This window comes from Mycobacterium sp. 1165178.9 (assembly GCF_001673555.1).
Classification (GTDB): domain Bacteria; phylum Actinomycetota; class Actinomycetes; order Mycobacteriales; family Mycobacteriaceae; genus Mycobacterium.
Map to the genome: position 1 here is coordinate 1 of NZ_LZMB01000069.1, position 16,589 is coordinate 16,589.

Consider the following 16,589-nt stretch of genomic DNA (forward strand, 5'->3'; position numbering starts at 1 on the left):
CGGCCGATGGGCAGCGAGGCGCAGCGCAGGACGAAGTTGACGTCCTTGGTCACGCCTCCGGCCCCGACCAGGATCAGCCGTTCCACCAAATGCGGGAATTGGTAGGCGAATTGCATGGCCACACCGCCACCCAGCGAGTGACCGATGATGGTGACCCGCTCGATGTCCAGCACGCTGAGCAGGTCACGCATCCCGTTTGCGTACGCCGCGATCGAGTAGTCGGCGCGCGGCTTGTCGGATTGCCCGTGGCCGAGCAGATCGGGGGCGATCACCGTGAAGCGCTGGGCGAGCTTGGCCTGCACGGTATTCCAGGTGGTGGAGTTGTCACCGATGCCGTGGATCAGCAGTATCGCCGGCCCGGAACCCGCGATGCGGTAGGCCCGCTTGTAACCGTGGATGGTGCGGAACTCGAGTTTGGGTGCGGTCACTTCACGCACCGGGCGGAGCGTGCTCTTGCGCTTCCGCTCGGTCATATCGCCAACCTAGGTGTCGGGCCGGGCTGAGGGCGGTCCGGCTAAAGCGTCATGCTGAGTGGGTCAGGACTTGTCGTCGTCGTCGTACTTCTTCTCCGCCTGCTGGGCCAGAAATCGCTCAAACTCTGCGCCCAGCTCGTCGCCGCTAGGCAGATCCTCGTCGCGAGCTAGTAACGATCTGTTCTCCTGAGCGTCGATGAAGGCATCGTACTGGCGCTCCAGCGCGGCCACCACCTGAGCGACCTCGGCGCTCGCTTCCACCTGCTCGTCGATCTTTGCCCGAATGACCTCGGCCGCTTCGGTTAACGCGGTCAGCGGTAGCTCCAGTGACGCGGTCTTGGCGACCTGCTCGAGCAAAGCCTGCGCGGCGGCCGGGTAGTCGGTCTGCGTGAGGTAGTGGGGGACGTGCACGGTATAGCCGATGACCTCATGACCGTGCTGGCCCATCCGGTATTCCAGCAGGTTGGACGCGCTGCCCGGGACCTGGATCTCGGAGATCCACGGCTGGAAGTCGGCGATCAACTCCGGGTTGTTCGAGTGTGCGGTCATGGTGGTGGGACGGGTGTGCGGCACCGCCATCGGGACCGTCCCCAGACCGATGGTCTGACGCACGCCGAGGCGCTCGGCCAGAAGCCGCACCGCGGTGATGAAGCGCTCCCACTTGAGGTCCGGTTCCATACCGGCCAGCAACAGGAACGGCGTGCCGATCGTGTCGCGCATCGCGTACAGGCTCAACTCGGGATCCTCGTAATGGGTGAAGTGATCGGTCTTGAATGTCATCAGCGGCCGCCGCGAGCGGTAGTCCAGCAATTCGTCGATAGCGAAGGATGCGACCAGCTCGGTGTCCAGCACCGCCTTCAGATGCGCGGCCGCCAGCTTGATGGCATGACCGGCGTCGGAGAAGCCCTCCAGGGCGTGCACCAGCACGGGGCCGCGGCCGTCGGACGTCGACAACTGCGGCGCCGGCAACTCGAGCTCGTACATACCAGCCTGCCCTGGCTGGTACTGATCATCTGGGTCCTGATGGTGAGCCATCTCCGATCGCCTCCTCTCGAGGTTCTCTTCAGGGTGCCCTACCAAGTGTCCCGCGAATCGGGCGGCACCAACATCTATCAGCGAACTTCGCTATCACGCTGTTAGCTGGAACACGATAATTCTCACTCCTAATCCGCAAACGACGTCCTGGGGTCGTTCGCGGACGCCGGCAAACCCCTTGGCGCACCGCGATGTGTGGGAGTCGGCCTGCCGCCCAGCGGTCAGGCATGATGAAGGCGATGCGCATCCGGATCCTGATGGCCTGCTCGGTGGTGGGGGTGGCGACGTTGTTGACGTCGTGTCACCGTCCGGTCGAGCATGTTTCGGGTGCTCCGGTGTCCGCCCCCCGCGTCGGCGGCCCGGTGCAGCGGCTCAGCCAGCCCGAGCAGAAGGCCATCGCGGGTCCGGTCGAGCCGGATCGGCGCATCGGGGCGATTTTCATCGACGGTGGCCCGCTGCACGTGTGCACGGGTTCGGTGGTGCATTCGACGGGCGGCAACCTGATCATGACCGCCGCGCACTGCCTGGCAGGAGCCTCGCTGATTACCTTCGTTCCCGGTTTCGCAGGGGACGCGGCCCCCGGGCCCGCGGATGTATGGAAGGCCGACACGGTCTACCTCGATCCACGCTGGACGGCTAACAAGGACCCGCACGCCGACTACGCGATCGCGCGGGTCACCAACGAGGCCGGCGCTCCCGTCGAGTCCCGGGCCGGCCTGGCGCTGACGCTGGGTGTGACGCCTCCGCCCGGCAGCCGCGTCACCGTGCTGGGGTATCCGGCCGGCGTCGGCGGCTCGCCCATCGGATGCCAGGCCAGCACGTCAGTCACCGACACCGGGTTCCCCGCCTTGGCCTGTGAGGGGCTGGTGGACGGCACCAGCGGTGCGCCCTGGGTCAGCGGCACCACGCTCATCGGGGTGATCGGCGGTCTGGAGCGGGGCGGGTGCGCCGCGAACATGTCGTACTCGGCGCCGTTCGACGCACAGACCACGGCGCTATTGGCCCGAGCCGAGGCCGGCGGGCCCGGCGATCCGGTCCCAAACGACCTCTCGGACGCCTGTTAGGGACGATCGCCGGCGCGGCGGTGGGGGGCGCTGGGGGTCGCCACCATCGGGTCAGCGCCGGAACTGGTTGAGCGCCCGAACTTTGTTCATCACATCGAGCGCCGCCACCTTGTAGGCCTCGGAGAACGTGGGGTAGTTGAACACCGCGTCCACCAGGTATTCGACGGTGCCACCGCAGCCCATCACGGCCTGCCCGATGTGCACCATCTCGGTAGCGCTGGTGCCGAAGATGTGCACGCCGAGCAGCTTGAGGTCCTCGGTGGACACCAGCAGTTTGAGCATCCCGTAGGAGTCGCCGGCGATCTGGCCGCGCGCGAGCTCCCGGTACCTGGCCACGCCGACCTCGTAGGGGACTGAATTCTTCGTCAGCTCCACCTCGGTGGCGCCGACGTAGGAAACCTCGGGGATGGAGTAGATGCCGATGGGTTGCAGCTCGGTGATGCCGTCGGACGCTTCCCCGAACGCGTGGTAGGCGGCCAGGCGACCCTGTTCCATCGACGTCGCGGCCAGCGCGGGAAAGCCGATCACGTCGCCGACGGCATAGATATGCGGCACCTTGGTCTGGAAGTTGTCGTCGACGAAGATCCGCCCGCGGTTGTCGGACTCCAGCTCGGCGTTGTGCAGATCGAGGTGATCGGTCTGGCCCTGCCGCCCGGCCGAATACATCACCGTCTCCGCGGGAATCTGTTTTCCGCTGGCCAGGGTGGTCACGGTGCCCGCCGATCCGACGTCGACCGCGGTCACCTCCTCACCGAACCGGAACGTCACCGCCAGGTCGCGCAGGTGGAACTTCAGCGCCTCGACGACCTCCGGGTCGCAGAAGTCGAGCATGTCGTCGCGCTTCTCCACCACGGTGACCTTGGTGCCCAGTGCGGCGAACATCGAGGCGTACTCGATGCCGATGACGCCTGCGCCGACCACCACCATCGACGTGGGCAGCGACTTGAGATCGAGGATCCCGTCGGAGTCGAGCACGCGGTGTTCGTCGAACTCGACGCCGGAGGGCCGCGCCGGCCGGGTGCCGGTGGCGATGACGACGTATTTGCCGGTGATGGTTATCTTTTCGCGCCGAGACGGGTCTTCGACCTCGATGGTGTGCGGGTCGACGAAACGCCCGTGCCCGATCAGCAGGTCGATGCGGTTGCGCATCAGCTGGCTGCGCACCACGTCGACCTCCTTGCCGATCACGTGCTGGGTTCGGGCCAGCAGGTCGGCCGGGGTGATCTTCTCCTTGACGCGGTAGCTCGCGCCGTAGAGTTCGCGCTGGCTCATCCCGGTGAGGTACAGGACCGCCTCGCGCAACGTCTTTGACGGGATGGTGCCTGTCTGGACGCACACACCGCCGAGCATTTGACCGCGTTCGACGACGGCGACCGACTTCCCGAGCTTGGCCGACGCGATAGCGGCCTTCTGTCCGCCGGGCCCGGACCCGATGACCACCATGTCGTACTCTTGCGCCGAACTCATGGCTTAAACAGTAAGGCAGCACAACGCACAGTGCTGGGTTCATCCACAGGTCCGCTGCCGGGCCCCTGTACGTGCGCACCGGTTGACGGTGGCGGCCGTCAGCGTGGGTGCTCATGACGACGCATCGAGAAGACTTCGAACTTTCCCGCCCCGGTGCACTCATCGCCGCGCTGCCGGCCGTCCTCGGCTTCGTTCCCGAAAAGTCATTGATACTAGTGTCTTTGGGTGACGGGAGACTCGGTTCGGTGATGCGCGTCGACCTCTCCGAGGAGCTTAACGGTCGGGTGGAGCACTTGGCGGAGGTCGCCGCCGCGGCGGCCCCCGAGGCCGTGATCGCGGTGATCGTCGACGCCGACGGGGCCTACTGTCCGAGCTGCAACGAGGAATACCGGCAGCTGTCGGTGGTGCTCGCAGAAGCCTTGTCGCAGCACAACATCGAGTTGTGGGCCACGCATCTGGTCGACCAGGTGGCCCTCGGCGGCCGCTGGCATTGCGTCGAGGGCTGCGGCTCGAGCGGCCTGGTCGACGATCCCGCGTCCTCCCCGCTGGCGGCCGCGGCGGTGCTGGAAGGCAGACGGCTCTATCCGCGGCGCGCCGACCTGCAGGCGGTCGTGGCGCCCGACGACCAGGCGTGCAGCGACGCGCTGGCCGGTGTAGTCAGGCGCCAGGCCGCGCGGCGCCGGGCGGCGCATCGCGCGCATCCGGTCCGCTGCACCCGCGCCGACGTGGAGACGGCGATGTCCGCCGCCGGCCGCGTCGCGGCCGGGGAGTCGCTGTCCGACACCGAGTTGGCGACGCTGGGCTGTGCACTGAGCGACGCGCAGGTGCGCGACATCTTGTATGCGCTTGCGGTCGGGGAGAGCGCCGGGGAAGTCGAGTCGTTGTGGGCGCTGCTGGCGCGCACACTGCCCTCGCCGTGGCGGGTCGAGGCGCTGGTCCTGATCGCGTTCAGCGCCTACGCTCGCGGCGACGGTCCGCTCGCCGGAGTGTCGCTGCAGGAGGCGCTGCGCTGCGAGCCCGATCATCGGATGGCCGGCATGCTGGACACCGCTTTGCAATCGGGCCTGCGGCCCGAGGACATCAGGGACCTGGCGCTGACCGGCTACCGCCTGGCCAAGCAGTTCGGGGTGCAGCTACCGCCGCGCCGGCCGTTCGGCCGCAGGGCGGGATAGGAGGCACGAAAGCCCGGGTCAGACCTTCTCGACCTTGACCGCGTGCGCCATTTCGTGCGGCAGGGTGACGTTCTCGTGGCCAGGAATGACGATGGTCACCCCGGCGGAGCCGGTCTCAACCGTGACGCGGGCGTTGGGGACGACGCCGGCGTCCTTCAGGCGTGAGATCAGGTCGATGTCGCCCTGGACGTGTTCGGTCAGCTGGCGCACGACCACGGCCACCGGCGCACCGGCGGGCAACTCGGTCAGCCGGACCAGGGGACCGTCCTCGGACCAGGACTCGGGGCCCACGCCCAGGTCCAGCAGTCCGGGGATGGGGTTGCCGAAAGGCGAGGTGGTCGGGTTGTTAAGCACCTTGACCAGGCGCCGCTCGACGTCCTCGCTCATCACGTGCTCCCAGCGGCACGCCTCGGCGTGGACCTCTTCCCAGGGCAGGCCGATCACGTCGACCAGCAAGCGTTCGGCGAGGCGGTGCTTGCGCATCACGGAGATCGCCAGCGCCCGGCCCTTGTCGGTGAGCTCGAGGTGGCGGTCACCGGCAACGTGGAGTAAACCGTCGCGCTCCATGCGCGACACGGTTTGGCTGACAGTCGGACCGCTCTGATCGAGACGTTCGGCGATTCGGGCACGCAGCGGCGTCACGCCCTCTTCTTCGAGGTCGTAGATAGTCCGCAGGTACATCTCGGTGGTGTCAACCAGGTCGTTCATTCAGCACCCTCCGTCGACGCTGAGTCTACTTGGCAAGCTGCGTGAATGCGTGTAACGCGTCGGCGGCAAGCAGTATGCCCGCCGCTGACGCGGCGGGCATACTGTCTGCTACCTAGCTTGGGATGGGGCCTTAGCTCGCGTACGACCGTAGCCTGTCGGCGCGCTCCCCGTTGCGGAGTTTCGACATTACGTCCCGCTCGATTTGGCGGACCCGCTCGCGGGACAGGCCGAACAGCTTGCCGATCTGATCCAGCGTGCGCGGCTGACCGTCGTCCAGGCCGAAACGCAGCCGGATCACTTGGTGCTCACGCTCGTCGAGGGTGGCCAATACGCTGCGGATGTCGGTGTGCAACAGCTCTGCGATCACCGCATTCTCGGCCGACATCGCTTCGGCGTCCTCGATGAAATCGCCCAGCGGGGCTTCTTCCTCGGAGCCGACCGGCATGTCCAGGCTTACCGGGTCGCGGCTGTGTTCGAGCAGGTCGTTGATCTTTTCGACCGGAATGCCGGACTCGGCGGCCAGCTCCTCGTCGGTGGCCTCGCGTCCCAAATTCTGGTGCATCTCGCGCTTGATCCGCGCCAGCTTGTTGACCTGCTCCACCAGATGGACCGGCAGCCGGATGGTGCGACTCTGGTCGGCCATGCCGCGGGTGATGGCCTGGCGAATCCACCACGTCGCATAGGTCGAGAACTTGAATCCCTTTGTGTAGTCGAACTTTTCCATCGCGCGGATCAGTCCCAGGTTGCCCTCCTGGATCAGGTCCAGCAGCGGCATACCGCGACCGGTGTATCGCTTGGCCAGCGACACCACCAGGCGAAGGTTCGCTTCCAGCAGGTGACGGCGCGCGGCCTGACCGTCGCGAACCACGGCCTGCAGATCGCGTTTACGATTCTCCCCGAGGCGCTTACGCGTTGCGAGCAGGTGTTCGGCGTAAAGCCCGGCTTCGATGCGCTTGGCGAGTTCGACTTCGCCGGCCGCATTGAGAAGCGCCGTCTTGCCGATTCCATTCAGATATACGCGCACTAGGTCCGCTGCGGGGCTTTGAGCATCCAGATCGCCGTCAAATCTGCTCGTGCTGGCGTTCGCCATAGCGACCTCCCGTTCGGCTTTGTTCTGTCATGGAGTTCAACGACAGACCAGCTCTGAGAGTTCCCAGCGATTCCGTATCTCACACGTGTTGACGTGCAGAAATGTGCCGTCGACCTGAGAATGTCCTGAGAAGTCCGTCGGCCGGGCACCTTCAGGAGCAACGACGACTAACCGTGATCGATTCCATCGCGAAAGCCCGTCGGCCACTCTGGCTGCGGGTGTCGGGGGGCCTCGAGCGCGGGACGTTCGGCCCGGGGAAACAGGCGGGTGTGCTGGCGGGCACCGTCGAACCGGCGGGGCTCGTCGGCGCCGCGCGGCGGCCGATCGTTGGCAATCAACACGGCCATCCAGGGCAACGGGATGGACAGCGCCACGATCGCCAGGGAGATCAGCCCGTTGTGCCACGCGCCGTAGGCGAGCGCGGCCAGGATGAGCGCCGGAATCCGGAAAGCCATCAAGGTCAGGTATTTACGGACCCGCGCACGATGCTGCTCCTCATACGAGGTCGCGGCGGCGGTGATGAGCACAGGGCGGCTTTTGTTGCCGTCAAAGTCATCGAACCCCGGATCGGAGCCGTGCTTCATTTCTCCACTGTCCCACAACTCGCCGATCTCGGCTTGGCCGGTTTCGGGGCCAGCCGGCAGTGCACAATGTCAGGTATGCAGACCCAAACGATCGAACGCACCGAGACCGACGAACGCGTCGACGACGGGACCGGCAGCGACACCCCGAAGTACTTCCACTACGTCAAGAAGGACAAGATCGCCGAGAGCGCCGTGATGGGCAACCACGTTGTGGCGCTGTGCGGCGAGGTGTTTCCCGTCACCAAGGCGGCCAAGCCGGGCTCACCGGTCTGCCCGGACTGCAAGCAGATCTACGAGCGGATGAAGAAGGACTGATCAGCCCGGCGGCTCCGCCGGCGCGACGTCGCGTTGCGCCGTGATGGGATTCGTGGTCACGGGGTTCGACAGCGTGCCCGCCGCCTTCGCTAGCGCGGGCGAGCGCGACAGCAGCCATCTGCGCAGCCGATGCGCATGGGTCCGCGGCGCGGGGAATTCCTCCTGGATGGCGGCATTGAGCTCGGCGCCGATCATGATCGCGAAGCCCCCGAAGAACGAGAACAGCAGGAATGCGATCGGGGTGGACAGCGCGCCGTAGGTGTAACCCGTACTCGTGATCCACTGCAGGTAGAGCCGCAGGCCCAGGGTGGCGATCACGAATACCGCGGTGGCCAGCGCCGCGCCGAAGAGCAGCCGATGCGTCGGCAGCGGCTCCGGCAACGACACGCGGTACAAGATCACGACCGCGAACAACAAGACGAGGATCAAGGCCGGGTAGTAGCCGTAGCGCAGCACGTTGGCCAGGCTGACCGGAATGTGCTCACCCACTTTGCGCGGGCCCAGGACCACCAGCGGCGCCGTCGCCACCACGAACACCAGCCCCACCACGTAGAGGAACAGTGCGAACAGGCGCTGGCGCACCGGGTGGCGCAACGGCGTCTGGTCGTGCGCCTCGACCACGGAGTCGACGAAGGACGAGATGGCCGACGACCCCGCCCACAACGAGATGATGAACCCCAGCGAGACCACCTCGCCGCGGGCGTGGTTGGCGATGTCGCGGACGGTCGGCTCGATGATTTCGTTGACCACGCTGCGGGAGAACACGCTGTGCGCCGTCGAGATCAGCTGGCGCAGGATGCTGGGCAGCATGTCCGGGCCGAACAGCGGAGCCACATAGGCCAGGGTGCCCAGCAGCCCAAGCAGCAACGGCGGCAATGACAACGCCGACCAGAAACCAGCCTGAGCCGACTCCGAGAAAATCGAGTCGTCCCAACTCTTAGAAAGAGTCCTTAGGGTGATCCGCCAAACATGGTGGCGCGACGGTTTTGCGACCTGCTCGCTCATACCCGTCCAGCATTACCGAAGATCGCTCGCACCGCCCACATTGGCGATGGGCGAGTTCGTTGCGGGCTAGCTTTCGCTGATCTCCAGCACGGCGTCCAGCTCGGTCAGCTTCGCCTCATGCTCGTTGGCGTGGTGCTGGCAGAAGAGAAGCTCCAGTCCAGAAGGCAGCTTGGCGCGCACACGAGCCGCAGCACCGCAGCGGTCGCAGCGGTCGGCTCTAGTCAGTTCTGGACTCGTCAGAGTTGCATTCATGGCTTCTCCGTTCTCGTACGTTCACTTTCTCAGACGTATGGCGTTTTCGCCTTGTTCCCCGATCGTTACGGGGTGTGTCGTTTCTCACGGCCTGGTCAAGTTTGGTTTGGGCGGTATCTAGGGTGTCGGATTGTGACCTTCGCCCCCGACGCCCTGGTGCACCTGTGCGGAACCGAGCAGTGGGCGCGGGCCCGCCAGGTGGGAGGCCTGCACCCGGACACCGCGAGCGGCGGCGAGTTCATCCACCTATCGACGCCGGAGCAGGTGCACCTGCCGGCCAACCGTCTGTACCACGGTCGCGGCGACCTGGTGCTGTTGCACATCGACCCCGCCCGACTCGACGCGCCGGTGCGGTGGGAGCCTGGAGTGCCAACCGACCCGCAGTCGATGTTGTTCCCGCATCTGTACGGCACGCTGCCGGTGGCCGCCGTGATCCGGGTCACCGCCTACCCGCCGGCCGACGACGGCACCTTCGCGCCGATCGCCAGCGATTCCGCGGGGCGGTCGACGTAGGCGTCGGCCTCGATCTCCACCAACAGCTCGGGCGCGATCAGCGCCGAGACTTCGACCATGGTGGCCGCGGGCCGTATCGCACCGAAGACTTGTTCGTGCACGGCTCCTACCTCGCGCCAGCGCGAGATGTCGGTGACGTAAATGCGGGTGCGCACCACGTCCGTGAGCGCGGCGCCCGCTTGGTGCAATGCAATCTCGATGCGGTGCAAAGCATCTCGTGCCTGGGCGGCGATGTCCCCGGCGGGGCCGATGCCGGTTGTTCCCGCCACCGCCACATGGGGGCCGACCCGCACCGCGCGCGAATAGCCCACCGCTGACTCGAAGGCGGATTCTCCCGAGACCACTTTGCGGTTGGTTGACATGGGAGTCACCGTACGACGGCTGCGCCGTCGGCGCAGCCGAATTCTCCGCTGGCAGCGGCCGTTTGGCTAAGGTGCCCGGCGGGATCGAAACGTACTGCACGCCAACGGTTCTGGAGTGTGTGGCCGAACGGCTTAGCCGCGGCGGTTGCGCATCAGTGAGAATCCACGCTGGACTTCGCTGAACAACCAACCCCATCGGCCACTAGAAGCTGGGCGTGAGTCCCAATTGCGCCAAGATGCCAGCGAAATCCGCCGCGGACCAGGGCCGCGTGCGATTTGACCGAAAAGGTCAGTGCTCCAGGACCAGCTTGCCGACTTGCTCGCACTTGGCGAGCTTGGTCAGCGCATCGGGGTAGGCGTCGAATGGGAACACTTCGTCCACGATCACCGGGAGACCCCTGGCGACGTGATCGGTCACCTGGACGAACTCGAGGTGGGATCCCGTCGTCACACCGATCAGCTCCTGCTGCTTGAAGAACAGCCGAGGCAGCAACAGCGGCACCTCGACCCCGCCGGTCGCGCCGCAAGTGACGTAGCGACCGCCGTTGTCCAGTGCCCGGACCGCGGGCTCCCAGGTCGCGGCGCCGACGCTGTCGACGACGACCTCCACCTTGACTGGGTATGGCCCGGCGGAATCGAACGCCTCAACCGCGCCGAGCTCCTTGGCGCGAGTGCGCTTCGCCTCATCCCGCGAGGTGGCGTACACCTCGGCGCCCAAGTACTTGGCGATCAGCAGCGACGCGACCGCCACTCCACCGCCGCCGCCGACAACCAGCACCTTCGTGCCGGCCTGCACGCGGCCTTTGCGCAACATTCGCCACGCCGTCACGTGACACACCGGATACGCCGCGCACTCGACCCATGACAGGTGCTTGGGTTTGCGGACCGGATGCCACGCCGGGACAACGACATAGTCGGCATGACCACCCCACCGGTGCTCGCCGAGCAGGTGCGTCCCAGGGTCGACGATGCTGTCGATGCCGCGCGTGAGGATCGCCTGGTGAGAGGTGATGCCCGCCTCCATCACGACTTCATCACCCGGCTGCCAGTCGCCGACGCCGGGACCGACCATGTCGATCACACCGGCGACGTCGGAGCCCGACACGTGCGGAAACGATCGCGGCTTGGGCATCCCTCGCGTCAGCCAGAGATCGATGTGGTTGAGGGCGGATGCCCGGACCTCAATGCGGACCTCGCCCGGACCTGGCACTGGGGTCGGGACCTCGCCCCAGCGGTAGTCGCCCGGCGATTCCTCGAGGATCCATCCACGCACGGATCATTACGGTACCGACGTTTGTTGCGCTGGGGAGCGGGTTGGGCCGCTGCCATCTCGAACCGTTGCGGATGCCCCGCTGGATGAGCTTCTTGGAGCTCAGTGATCCGGCAGTTTCACTGCAAAGCGGAGTGTCGCTCAGTCCAGGTAGTCGCGCAACACCTGGGACCGGCTGGGGTGACGCAGCTTCGACATCGTCTTGGACTCGATCTGGCGAATGCGTTCACGGGTCACGCCGTAAACCTGCCCGATCTCGTCCAGGGTGCGGGGCTGCCCGTCAGTGAGACCGAAGCGCAGCCGTACTACGCCCGCCTCGCGCTCCGACAGTGTCTCGAGCACCGACTGCAACTGATCTTGGAGCAGCGTGAACGAGACCGCGTCGACGGCCACCACGGCTTCGCTGTCCTCGATGAAATCGCCCAGCTGGCTGTCGCCCTCGTCGCCGATGGTCTGGTCCAGCGAGATCGGCTCGCGGGCGTATTGCTGGATCTCCAGCACCTTTTCGGGCGTGATGTCCATTTCTTTGGCGAGCTCTTCGGGCGTGGGCTCGCGGCCCAGGTCCTGCAGCAGCTCGCGCTGGATACGGCCCAGCTTGTTGATCACCTCGACCATGTGCACCGGGATGCGGATGGTGCGGGCCTGGTCGGCCATGGCGCGGGTGATGGCCTGACGGATCCACCAGGTCGCGTAGGTGGAGAACTTGTAACCCTTGGTGTAATCGAACTTTTCGACCGCGCGAATCAAACCCAGGTTGCCCTCCTGGATGAGGTCAAGGAACGCCATGCCTCGACCCGTGTAGCGCTTGGCCAGCGAGACCACCAATCGCAGGTTGGCTTCCAGCAGATGGTTCTTGGCGCGGTCGCCGTCGCGGCAAATCCACACCATGTCACGACGCTGCGCGGCGGGCAGTTTGTCGCCGCGCTCGGTCATCTCGGTCATCAGCTGCGTCGCGTATAGCCCGGCCTCGATCCGCTTGGCCAGCTCAACCTCTTCCTCGGCGTTGAGCAGCGCGACCTTACCGATCTGCTTCAGGTAGGCGCGAACCGAGTCGGCGGAGGCCGTCAGCTCGGCGTCCTTGCGGGCCTGCCGCAATGCCTCGGACTCGTCTTCGTCCCACACGAAATCGCCTGAAGCCTTGTCCTTTTCGCTCGGCTCGGCGATCTCCTCGTCATCCTCTGTCACGGCCTCGCCGGCCTTGGCGGGCTTCGCGGCGGCCTCTTCGTCGGCCTCAGCGACTTCGGCGTCTTCGGCGTCGGTCTCGTCGGCATCTTGGCTGTCGGACGCCACATCGTCTTCGAGGTCGTCCAGGCTCAGGTCGGTGTCGATGTCGAGGTCTTCTCCGGGCTCGCCCTCGAGGTCGGGTTCGTTGTCGAGATCCTCGACGGCGCCGTCGGAGTCGAGGGCCTCGGGATCCACCGGCGCGGCCTTGGCCGCCTTGGTTCCGCGCGCCGACGGCGCCTTGGCGCCCGCGCCTTTGGCCGCGGCGCTGGTCTTGGAATCGGCGGCCCCGTCGGCTTTGGACTTGGTGGACGGCGATGGTGACTTGGCTGCCCGCTTAGCGGGCGCCGAGCCGTTGGCAGCCTTGGCCGCCGGTCGCTTGGCGGGGGACGACGGAGACTTCGTGGCGGTGCGTTTCACCGGCCCGTCCGTCGCCGGGCTTGCTTTCGTCGCTGCCACGTACACCCCTTCGTTTGGGCTCACTTTCGGTGGGTATCGGGCATGGTTAACCGAAAGTGTCTGCTATGTCGATGTCGGCGTTGGTATCAGCGTGACTAGTCGCACGCTGTCGGTTGGGCATTCGCCGAGCACCATTGTAACGACAGTGCCCGCTACTACGGCTCTGCCGGGCAAAATCAGTGGGTCACGTCCGAGGTGGCGGCCATAGCCGCGCCGACGATTCCCGCGGTGTTGAGCAGGGCCGCGGCGACCACCGGGGTGCGGTTGGTCAGCAGCGGCACCCACTTGTCGGCCTTGCGGCTGATTCCGCCGCCCGCGATGAACAGGTCCGGCCACACCGCGTTCTCGATGCTCACCAGCACCTTGGTGACCTGCTTGGCCCACTTTTCGTAGGACCAGCCGTTCTTCTCCTTCACCGAGGACGCCGCACGCTGTTCGGCCTCCTTGCCGCCGACCTCGAGATGGCCGAACTCGGTGTTGGGGATCAGCGTCCCGTTGTGAATCACCGCGGAGCCGATTCCGGTGCCGAAGGTCAACAACACCACGAGGCCCGATTGGCCCTTGCCGGCACCGTAATGCTCCTCGGCCAGCCCGGCCGCGTCGGCGTCGTTGAGGACGATGACTTCCTGACCGTTCAGCTCGGCGCTGATGATGTCGCGCGCGTTGCTGCCAATCCACGCCTTGTCCACGTTGGCCGCCGTCTGCACGATGCCGTGCGTGACGACTCCGGGATAGGTCACCCCCAGCGGGCCGGTCCACCCGAAAGCGTTGACCACCTCAGCGATCGTCTTGGCCACCGCCGGGGGCGTCGCCGGCTGGGGGGTCAGCAGCTTGACCCGCTCGCCGATTAACTGCCCGGTGTCCATGTCGACGATGCCGCCCTTGATGCCGCTGCCGCCGACGTCGATGCCGAACCCGCGACGCTGTGGCCTGCCGTCGCCTGCCGCGGAGCCGGGCGTATCCGTGATCGAGTCGGTGCTGGTCATCGAATCTCCTCGGCGTGACTGGGCTGTCCGCTCACCTTAGCGCCGCAACGCCGGGGCCCGCGGCGTCTGCGCGAGGAGGGCGATTGTGATCCGATAGACCGGTGACCCCTTCCGACGACGAGCTCGTGCGGCTTCGTTCCGTCGCCGAAACGTTGGCCGCGGAGGCCGCCGCGTTCGTGAGGCGTCGGCGGGCAGAGGTTTTCGGCACCGACGCGGGCAGTGATGACAGCGGCGCCGTACGATCGAAGAGCACTCCGACCGATCCGGTGACCGTCGTCGACACGGAAACGGAACGGCTGTTGCGCGACCGGCTGGCCGAATTACGGCCTGGAGACCCGATTCTCGGCGAGGAGGGCGGCGGGCCTGCCGACCCCGCGGGCACGCCGGCCGGATCGGTCACCTGGGTGCTCGATCCCATCGACGGCACAGTGAATTTCGTCTACGGCATCCCTGCCTACGCCGTGTCGGTCGGCGCACAGGTCGACGGCGAGTCGGTGGCCGGCGCGGTCGCCGACGTCGTCGGGAACCGGGTGTACTCGGCTGCCGTGGGCCTGGGTGCTCACGTCACCGACGGCGACGGGAAGCAACCGCTGCACAGCGCCGCCGTCGACGATTTGTCAATGGCGTTGCTGGGCACCGGCTTCGGTTATTCGCGGCGGCGCCGCGCGACGCAGGCCGCGCTGCTGGCGCGCATCCTTCCGGTGGTCCGCGATGTTCGTCGCATCGGCTCGGCGGCACTGGATCTGTGCATGGTCGCGTCGGGCCGGCTCGACGCCTTCTACGAGCACGGTCTGCAGGTGTGGGATCGCGCCGCGGGCGCGCTGATCGCGGCGGAGGCGGGGGCCCGGGTGGTGCTGCCCGCGCCCGGCGTGACCGGGGCCGGTCTGGCGCTGGCCGCCGCGCCCGGAATCGCCGACGAACTACTGGCCGTCCTGGAGCGCTTTGACGGCGTGGACCCGATTCCGGATTGACGTCCGCGTCAGCAGCTGCTGGCGTGAATCTTGGCCAGCAGCGTGGGATCTGAGGGCTCGGTGGCGCCGGGACGCAAGGTGGCGAGCACCGCGTCGATGTCGTCGTTGTGGGCCAACGCGCTGAAGTCGGTGCCCAGGGACAGGTCGACCGAGTCGTCGGCGCGGTTGTCGTTGAACAGCTCGGTGCACGGCGCGACCAGCCACACGGCCGCCGCGGTGGCCTGTCCGGCGGTGCCGAAACGGATTTGGCCCTGACAGGTGAGTCTGGTGCCCGCATAAAGGGGGTCGTTGGCCGCAGTCGGTTGCGCGAAGCCGAGGTCTTTCATGGCGCCGGCGACGTCGCCGGCCTGCCCGCCGCGGCCGCTGGCGTTGAGGACGCGGACTTTGGTGTCCGCGAGTTTGGCGGGCGTGACGTCCATCATGGCACTGCGCGACACCTGCTCACCGAGTTGGGCCGGTGCCGAGCCGGCCGCCTGCGGTGGCGGGTTGCACACCACGGCCTCGTGCACCTTGGCGGGTCGCGTCAGCGCGATCGTCCAGATCACGGCGGTGGCCACCGCGAGAACTACCGCCGCGACGATGGCGGGACGAGGGTTGCGGCGCCGAAAAGGCCGACCGTGCTTGTCAAAAGCTGTACCCTCGGTGATTTGCGTGACCACAGCTGCACTCTAGCCGCACGCTAAACCCACTGTTCAGAGACGAGCGCAAGGGTAAAAATGAGGGTGTGACGTAAATCACACCGTAATGGGTCGCGATACGGGCACGAATCATTTGGTGGATGCGTTCGACGCTGGTACAAAGCGATGCTTGGATAACGAGGGCATGTGAGGGGATAGGGCAATGCCTACCGACTACGACGCTCCACGGCGCACCGAGACCGACGACGTTTCGGAGGACTCGCTGGAGGAGCTCAAAGCGCGACGGAACGAGGCGGCTTCGGCCGTCGTCGATGTCGACGAATCTGAATCCGCTGAGAACTTCGAACTGCCGGGTGCCGACCTATCGGGGGAAGAACTGTCGGTGCGCGTAGTTCCGAAGCAGGCCGACGAGTTCACCTGCTCGAGCTGCTTCCTGGTGCAACACCGCAGTCGGCTGGCCAGCGAGAAGAACGGCGTGATGATCTGTACCGACTGCGCGGCCTGATCGCTGCGCTCACCGTGTCAGGGCCGACAACACCCGCTCGGGGTGACGGCAGCTCACCAGCCAGTACGGCGTCGGATCGTCCGGATCGTCGAGTACCGCCAGGATCATCGGCCCCACCCATGCCCTGTGTAGGACGTACGCCGCCGGGTCCAGCTGGCGGCCCAACGCGGCGGACTTGGCCGAGGGCGCTATCTCAGCGGACCGGGAGATCACGGTGACCGGCAGATGCGCCGGCCCGGCCCACAGCTGCACTACGCCGGGCGCTGCCGGGTCTTCGGTTACCCGGATCTCGATGCGGCCCAGCCACAGCAGCGCCGCGGCCGCCACCGCGAACAACGACGCGTACGGCCACCAGGCCGATTGCCGGGTCACGCCCATGTTGAATTCGAAAGCGATGATGCCCGCCAGTGCGAAGGCTGGTGGCCACCACCACCACGGAACCCACAATCGTTCGCGGTACCGCACGTTGTGCGGCGCGACGCGCGTCTCGGACACGCAG

20 protein-coding genes are annotated in these 16,589 nt (G+C 66.5%); 6 read left to right on the forward strand and 14 right to left on the reverse strand.

What is annotated here, in order from left to right:
• Together A5652_RS03525 and A5652_RS03530 are read right to left on the reverse strand one after the other, a co-directional pair.
• The coding region (locus tag A5652_RS03525) for an alpha/beta fold hydrolase (protein ID WP_156745133.1) at positions 1 to 473 on the reverse strand (473 nt) is incomplete at its 3' end.
• A 63-nt stretch (positions 474 to 536) separates the two neighbouring features.
• Positions 537 to 1,508 carry a proteasome assembly chaperone family protein gene (locus A5652_RS03530; protein ID WP_067346683.1) on the reverse strand — a complete coding sequence of 324 codons (972 nt, stop codon included), beginning with the start codon at positions 1,506 to 1,508 and terminating at the stop codon, positions 537 to 539.
• 227 nt (positions 1,509 to 1,735) lie between these two features.
• On the opposite strand from A5652_RS03530, the gene A5652_RS03535 reads away from it, so the two are divergent.
• Positions 1,736 to 2,572, forward strand: a complete 837-nt coding sequence (locus tag A5652_RS03535; RefSeq protein WP_067346689.1) for a serine protease — start codon at positions 1,736 to 1,738, stop codon at positions 2,570 to 2,572.
• Positions 2,573 to 2,623: 51 nt separating this feature from the next.
• Here A5652_RS03535 and sthA read toward each other — a convergent pair whose 3' ends face one another.
• Positions 2,624 to 4,039, reverse strand: a complete 1,416-nt coding sequence (gene sthA, locus A5652_RS03540) for a Si-specific NAD(P)(+) transhydrogenase (protein WP_067346691.1) — start codon at positions 4,037 to 4,039, stop codon at positions 2,624 to 2,626.
• Between the two features lie 113 nt (positions 4,040 to 4,152).
• Between sthA and A5652_RS03545 the strand changes: the two genes are divergently transcribed.
• Positions 4,153 to 5,211: a DUF4192 domain-containing protein gene (locus tag A5652_RS03545; protein ID WP_067346693.1), complete on the forward strand. Its 1,059-nt coding sequence runs from the start codon at positions 4,153 to 4,155 to the stop codon at positions 5,209 to 5,211.
• Positions 5,212 to 5,229: 18 nt separating this feature from the next.
• Here the strand turns inward: A5652_RS03545 and A5652_RS03550 are convergent, their stop codons facing one another.
• From A5652_RS03550 to A5652_RS03560, 3 genes are all read right to left on the reverse strand, one after another.
• On the reverse strand, positions 5,230 to 5,919 hold the full coding sequence (locus A5652_RS03550) for a metal-dependent transcriptional regulator (RefSeq protein ID WP_067346695.1): 690 nt from the start codon (positions 5,917 to 5,919) through the stop codon (positions 5,230 to 5,232).
• Positions 5,920 to 6,049: 130 nt separating this feature from the next.
• Positions 6,050 to 7,009 carry a sigma-70 family RNA polymerase sigma factor SigB gene (gene sigB, locus A5652_RS03555; protein ID WP_067127016.1) on the reverse strand — a complete coding sequence of 320 codons (960 nt, stop codon included), beginning with the start codon at positions 7,007 to 7,009 and terminating at the stop codon, positions 6,050 to 6,052.
• 167 nt (positions 7,010 to 7,176) lie between these two features.
• On the reverse strand, positions 7,177 to 7,611 hold the full coding sequence (locus A5652_RS03560) for a DUF3099 domain-containing protein (RefSeq protein WP_156745134.1): 435 nt from the start codon (positions 7,609 to 7,611) through the stop codon (positions 7,177 to 7,179).
• Positions 7,612 to 7,668: 57 nt separating this feature from the next.
• Here A5652_RS03560 and A5652_RS03565 point away from each other — a divergent pair, with 57 nt between their 5' ends.
• Positions 7,669 to 7,908, forward strand: coding sequence for a DUF3039 domain-containing protein (locus A5652_RS03565; RefSeq protein WP_067346700.1), 240 nt, complete (start codon positions 7,669 to 7,671; stop codon positions 7,906 to 7,908).
• Here the strand turns inward: A5652_RS03565 and A5652_RS03570 are convergent, their stop codons facing one another.
• Together A5652_RS03570 and A5652_RS03575 are read right to left on the reverse strand one after the other, a co-directional pair.
• The gene (locus tag A5652_RS03570; protein WP_067346702.1) at positions 7,909 to 8,913 is read right to left on the reverse strand and encodes a YihY/virulence factor BrkB family protein; all 1,005 of its coding nucleotides are present in this window, start codon (positions 8,911 to 8,913) and stop codon (positions 7,909 to 7,911) included.
• Between the two features lie 66 nt (positions 8,914 to 8,979).
• Positions 8,980 to 9,165 carry a hypothetical protein gene (locus A5652_RS03575; RefSeq protein ID WP_067346704.1) on the reverse strand — a complete coding sequence of 62 codons (186 nt, stop codon included), beginning with the start codon at positions 9,163 to 9,165 and terminating at the stop codon, positions 8,980 to 8,982.
• Between the two features lie 129 nt (positions 9,166 to 9,294).
• Between A5652_RS03575 and A5652_RS03580 the strand changes: the two genes are divergently transcribed.
• Positions 9,295 to 9,678, forward strand: a complete 384-nt coding sequence (locus A5652_RS03580) for a DUF952 domain-containing protein (protein WP_067346739.1) — start codon at positions 9,295 to 9,297, stop codon at positions 9,676 to 9,678.
• Here A5652_RS03580 and A5652_RS03585 read toward each other — a convergent pair.
• The 4 genes from A5652_RS03585 to ppgK all read right to left on the reverse strand — a co-directional run bounded on the left by A5652_RS03585 (position 9,612) and on the right by ppgK (position 13,976).
• Positions 9,612 to 10,040 carry a RidA family protein gene (locus A5652_RS03585; RefSeq protein ID WP_067346708.1) on the reverse strand — a complete coding sequence of 143 codons (429 nt, stop codon included), beginning with the start codon at positions 10,038 to 10,040 and terminating at the stop codon, positions 9,612 to 9,614. The genes A5652_RS03580 and A5652_RS03585 overlap by 67 nt on opposite strands.
• A 289-nt stretch (positions 10,041 to 10,329) precedes the next feature.
• Entirely contained in the window at positions 10,330 to 11,313 is a 984-nt protein-coding gene (locus tag A5652_RS03590) for a zinc-binding dehydrogenase (RefSeq protein WP_067346710.1), read from the reverse strand.
• Positions 11,314 to 11,451: 138 nt separating this feature from the next.
• Entirely contained in the window at positions 11,452 to 12,990 is a 1,539-nt protein-coding gene (locus tag A5652_RS03595) for an RNA polymerase sigma factor (protein ID WP_082983757.1), read from the reverse strand.
• 176 nt (positions 12,991 to 13,166) lie between these two features.
• Positions 13,167 to 13,976 carry a polyphosphate--glucose phosphotransferase gene (gene ppgK / locus A5652_RS03600; RefSeq protein ID WP_067346712.1) on the reverse strand — a complete coding sequence of 270 codons (810 nt, stop codon included), beginning with the start codon at positions 13,974 to 13,976 and terminating at the stop codon, positions 13,167 to 13,169.
• A 101-nt stretch (positions 13,977 to 14,077) separates the two neighbouring features.
• Here ppgK and A5652_RS03605 point away from each other — a divergent pair, with 101 nt between their 5' ends.
• Positions 14,078 to 14,947: an inositol monophosphatase family protein gene (locus A5652_RS03605; protein WP_067346715.1), complete on the forward strand. Its 870-nt coding sequence runs from the start codon at positions 14,078 to 14,080 to the stop codon at positions 14,945 to 14,947.
• 8 nt (positions 14,948 to 14,955) lie between these two features.
• On the opposite strand, the gene cei is transcribed toward A5652_RS03605, so the two are convergent.
• A complete protein-coding gene (cei, locus tag A5652_RS03610) occupies positions 14,956 to 15,606 on the reverse strand; it encodes an envelope integrity protein Cei (RefSeq protein WP_067346717.1) in 651 nt (216 codons plus the stop codon).
• Positions 15,607 to 15,787: 181 nt separating this feature from the next.
• Between cei and A5652_RS03615 the strand changes: the two genes are divergently transcribed.
• Positions 15,788 to 16,090, forward strand: coding sequence for a DUF4193 domain-containing protein (locus A5652_RS03615; protein WP_008258544.1), 303 nt, complete (start codon positions 15,788 to 15,790; stop codon positions 16,088 to 16,090).
• Between the two features lie 9 nt (positions 16,091 to 16,099).
• Here the strand turns inward: A5652_RS03615 and A5652_RS03620 are convergent, their stop codons facing one another.
• Positions 16,100 to 16,585 (reverse strand): DUF3093 domain-containing protein, encoded by a 486-nt coding sequence (locus A5652_RS03620; RefSeq protein WP_067346719.1) that lies wholly within the window; start codon positions 16,583 to 16,585, stop codon positions 16,100 to 16,102.
• Positions 16,586 to 16,589: the final 4 nt, after the last annotated feature.

What these genes read in the sequence shown, in the direction of transcription:
- A5652_RS03585 (WP_067346708.1), bottom strand. Translation starts at nt 10,040, where the DNA reads ATGTCAACCAACCGCAAAGTGGTCTCGGGAGAATCCGCCTTCGAGTCA.
- A5652_RS03535 (WP_067346689.1), top strand. Translation starts at nt 1,736, where the DNA reads ATGATGAAGGCGATGCGCATCCGGATCCTGATGGCCTGCTCGGTGGTG.
- A5652_RS03575 (WP_067346704.1), bottom strand. Translation starts at nt 9,165, where the DNA reads ATGAATGCAACTCTGACGAGTCCAGAACTGACTAGAGCCGACCGCTGC.
- sigB (WP_067127016.1), bottom strand. Translation starts at nt 7,009, where the DNA reads ATGGCGAACGCCAGCACGAGCAGATTTGACGGCGATCTGGATGCTCAA.
- A5652_RS03615 (WP_008258544.1), top strand. Translation starts at nt 15,788, where the DNA reads ATGCCTACCGACTACGACGCTCCACGGCGCACCGAGACCGACGACGTT.
- A5652_RS03550 (WP_067346695.1), bottom strand. Translation starts at nt 5,919, where the DNA reads ATGAACGACCTGGTTGACACCACCGAGATGTACCTGCGGACTATCTAC.
- sthA (WP_067346691.1), bottom strand. Translation starts at nt 4,039, where the DNA reads ATGAGTTCGGCGCAAGAGTACGACATGGTGGTCATCGGGTCCGGGCCC.
- A5652_RS03565 (WP_067346700.1), top strand. Translation starts at nt 7,669, where the DNA reads ATGCAGACCCAAACGATCGAACGCACCGAGACCGACGAACGCGTCGAC.
- A5652_RS03530 (WP_067346683.1), bottom strand. Translation starts at nt 1,508, where the DNA reads ATGGCTCACCATCAGGACCCAGATGATCAGTACCAGCCAGGGCAGGCT.
- ppgK (WP_067346712.1), bottom strand. Translation starts at nt 13,976, where the DNA reads ATGACCAGCACCGACTCGATCACGGATACGCCCGGCTCCGCGGCAGGC.
- A5652_RS03545 (WP_067346693.1), top strand. Translation starts at nt 4,153, where the DNA reads ATGACGACGCATCGAGAAGACTTCGAACTTTCCCGCCCCGGTGCACTC.
- A5652_RS03570 (WP_067346702.1), bottom strand. Translation starts at nt 8,913, where the DNA reads ATGAGCGAGCAGGTCGCAAAACCGTCGCGCCACCATGTTTGGCGGATC.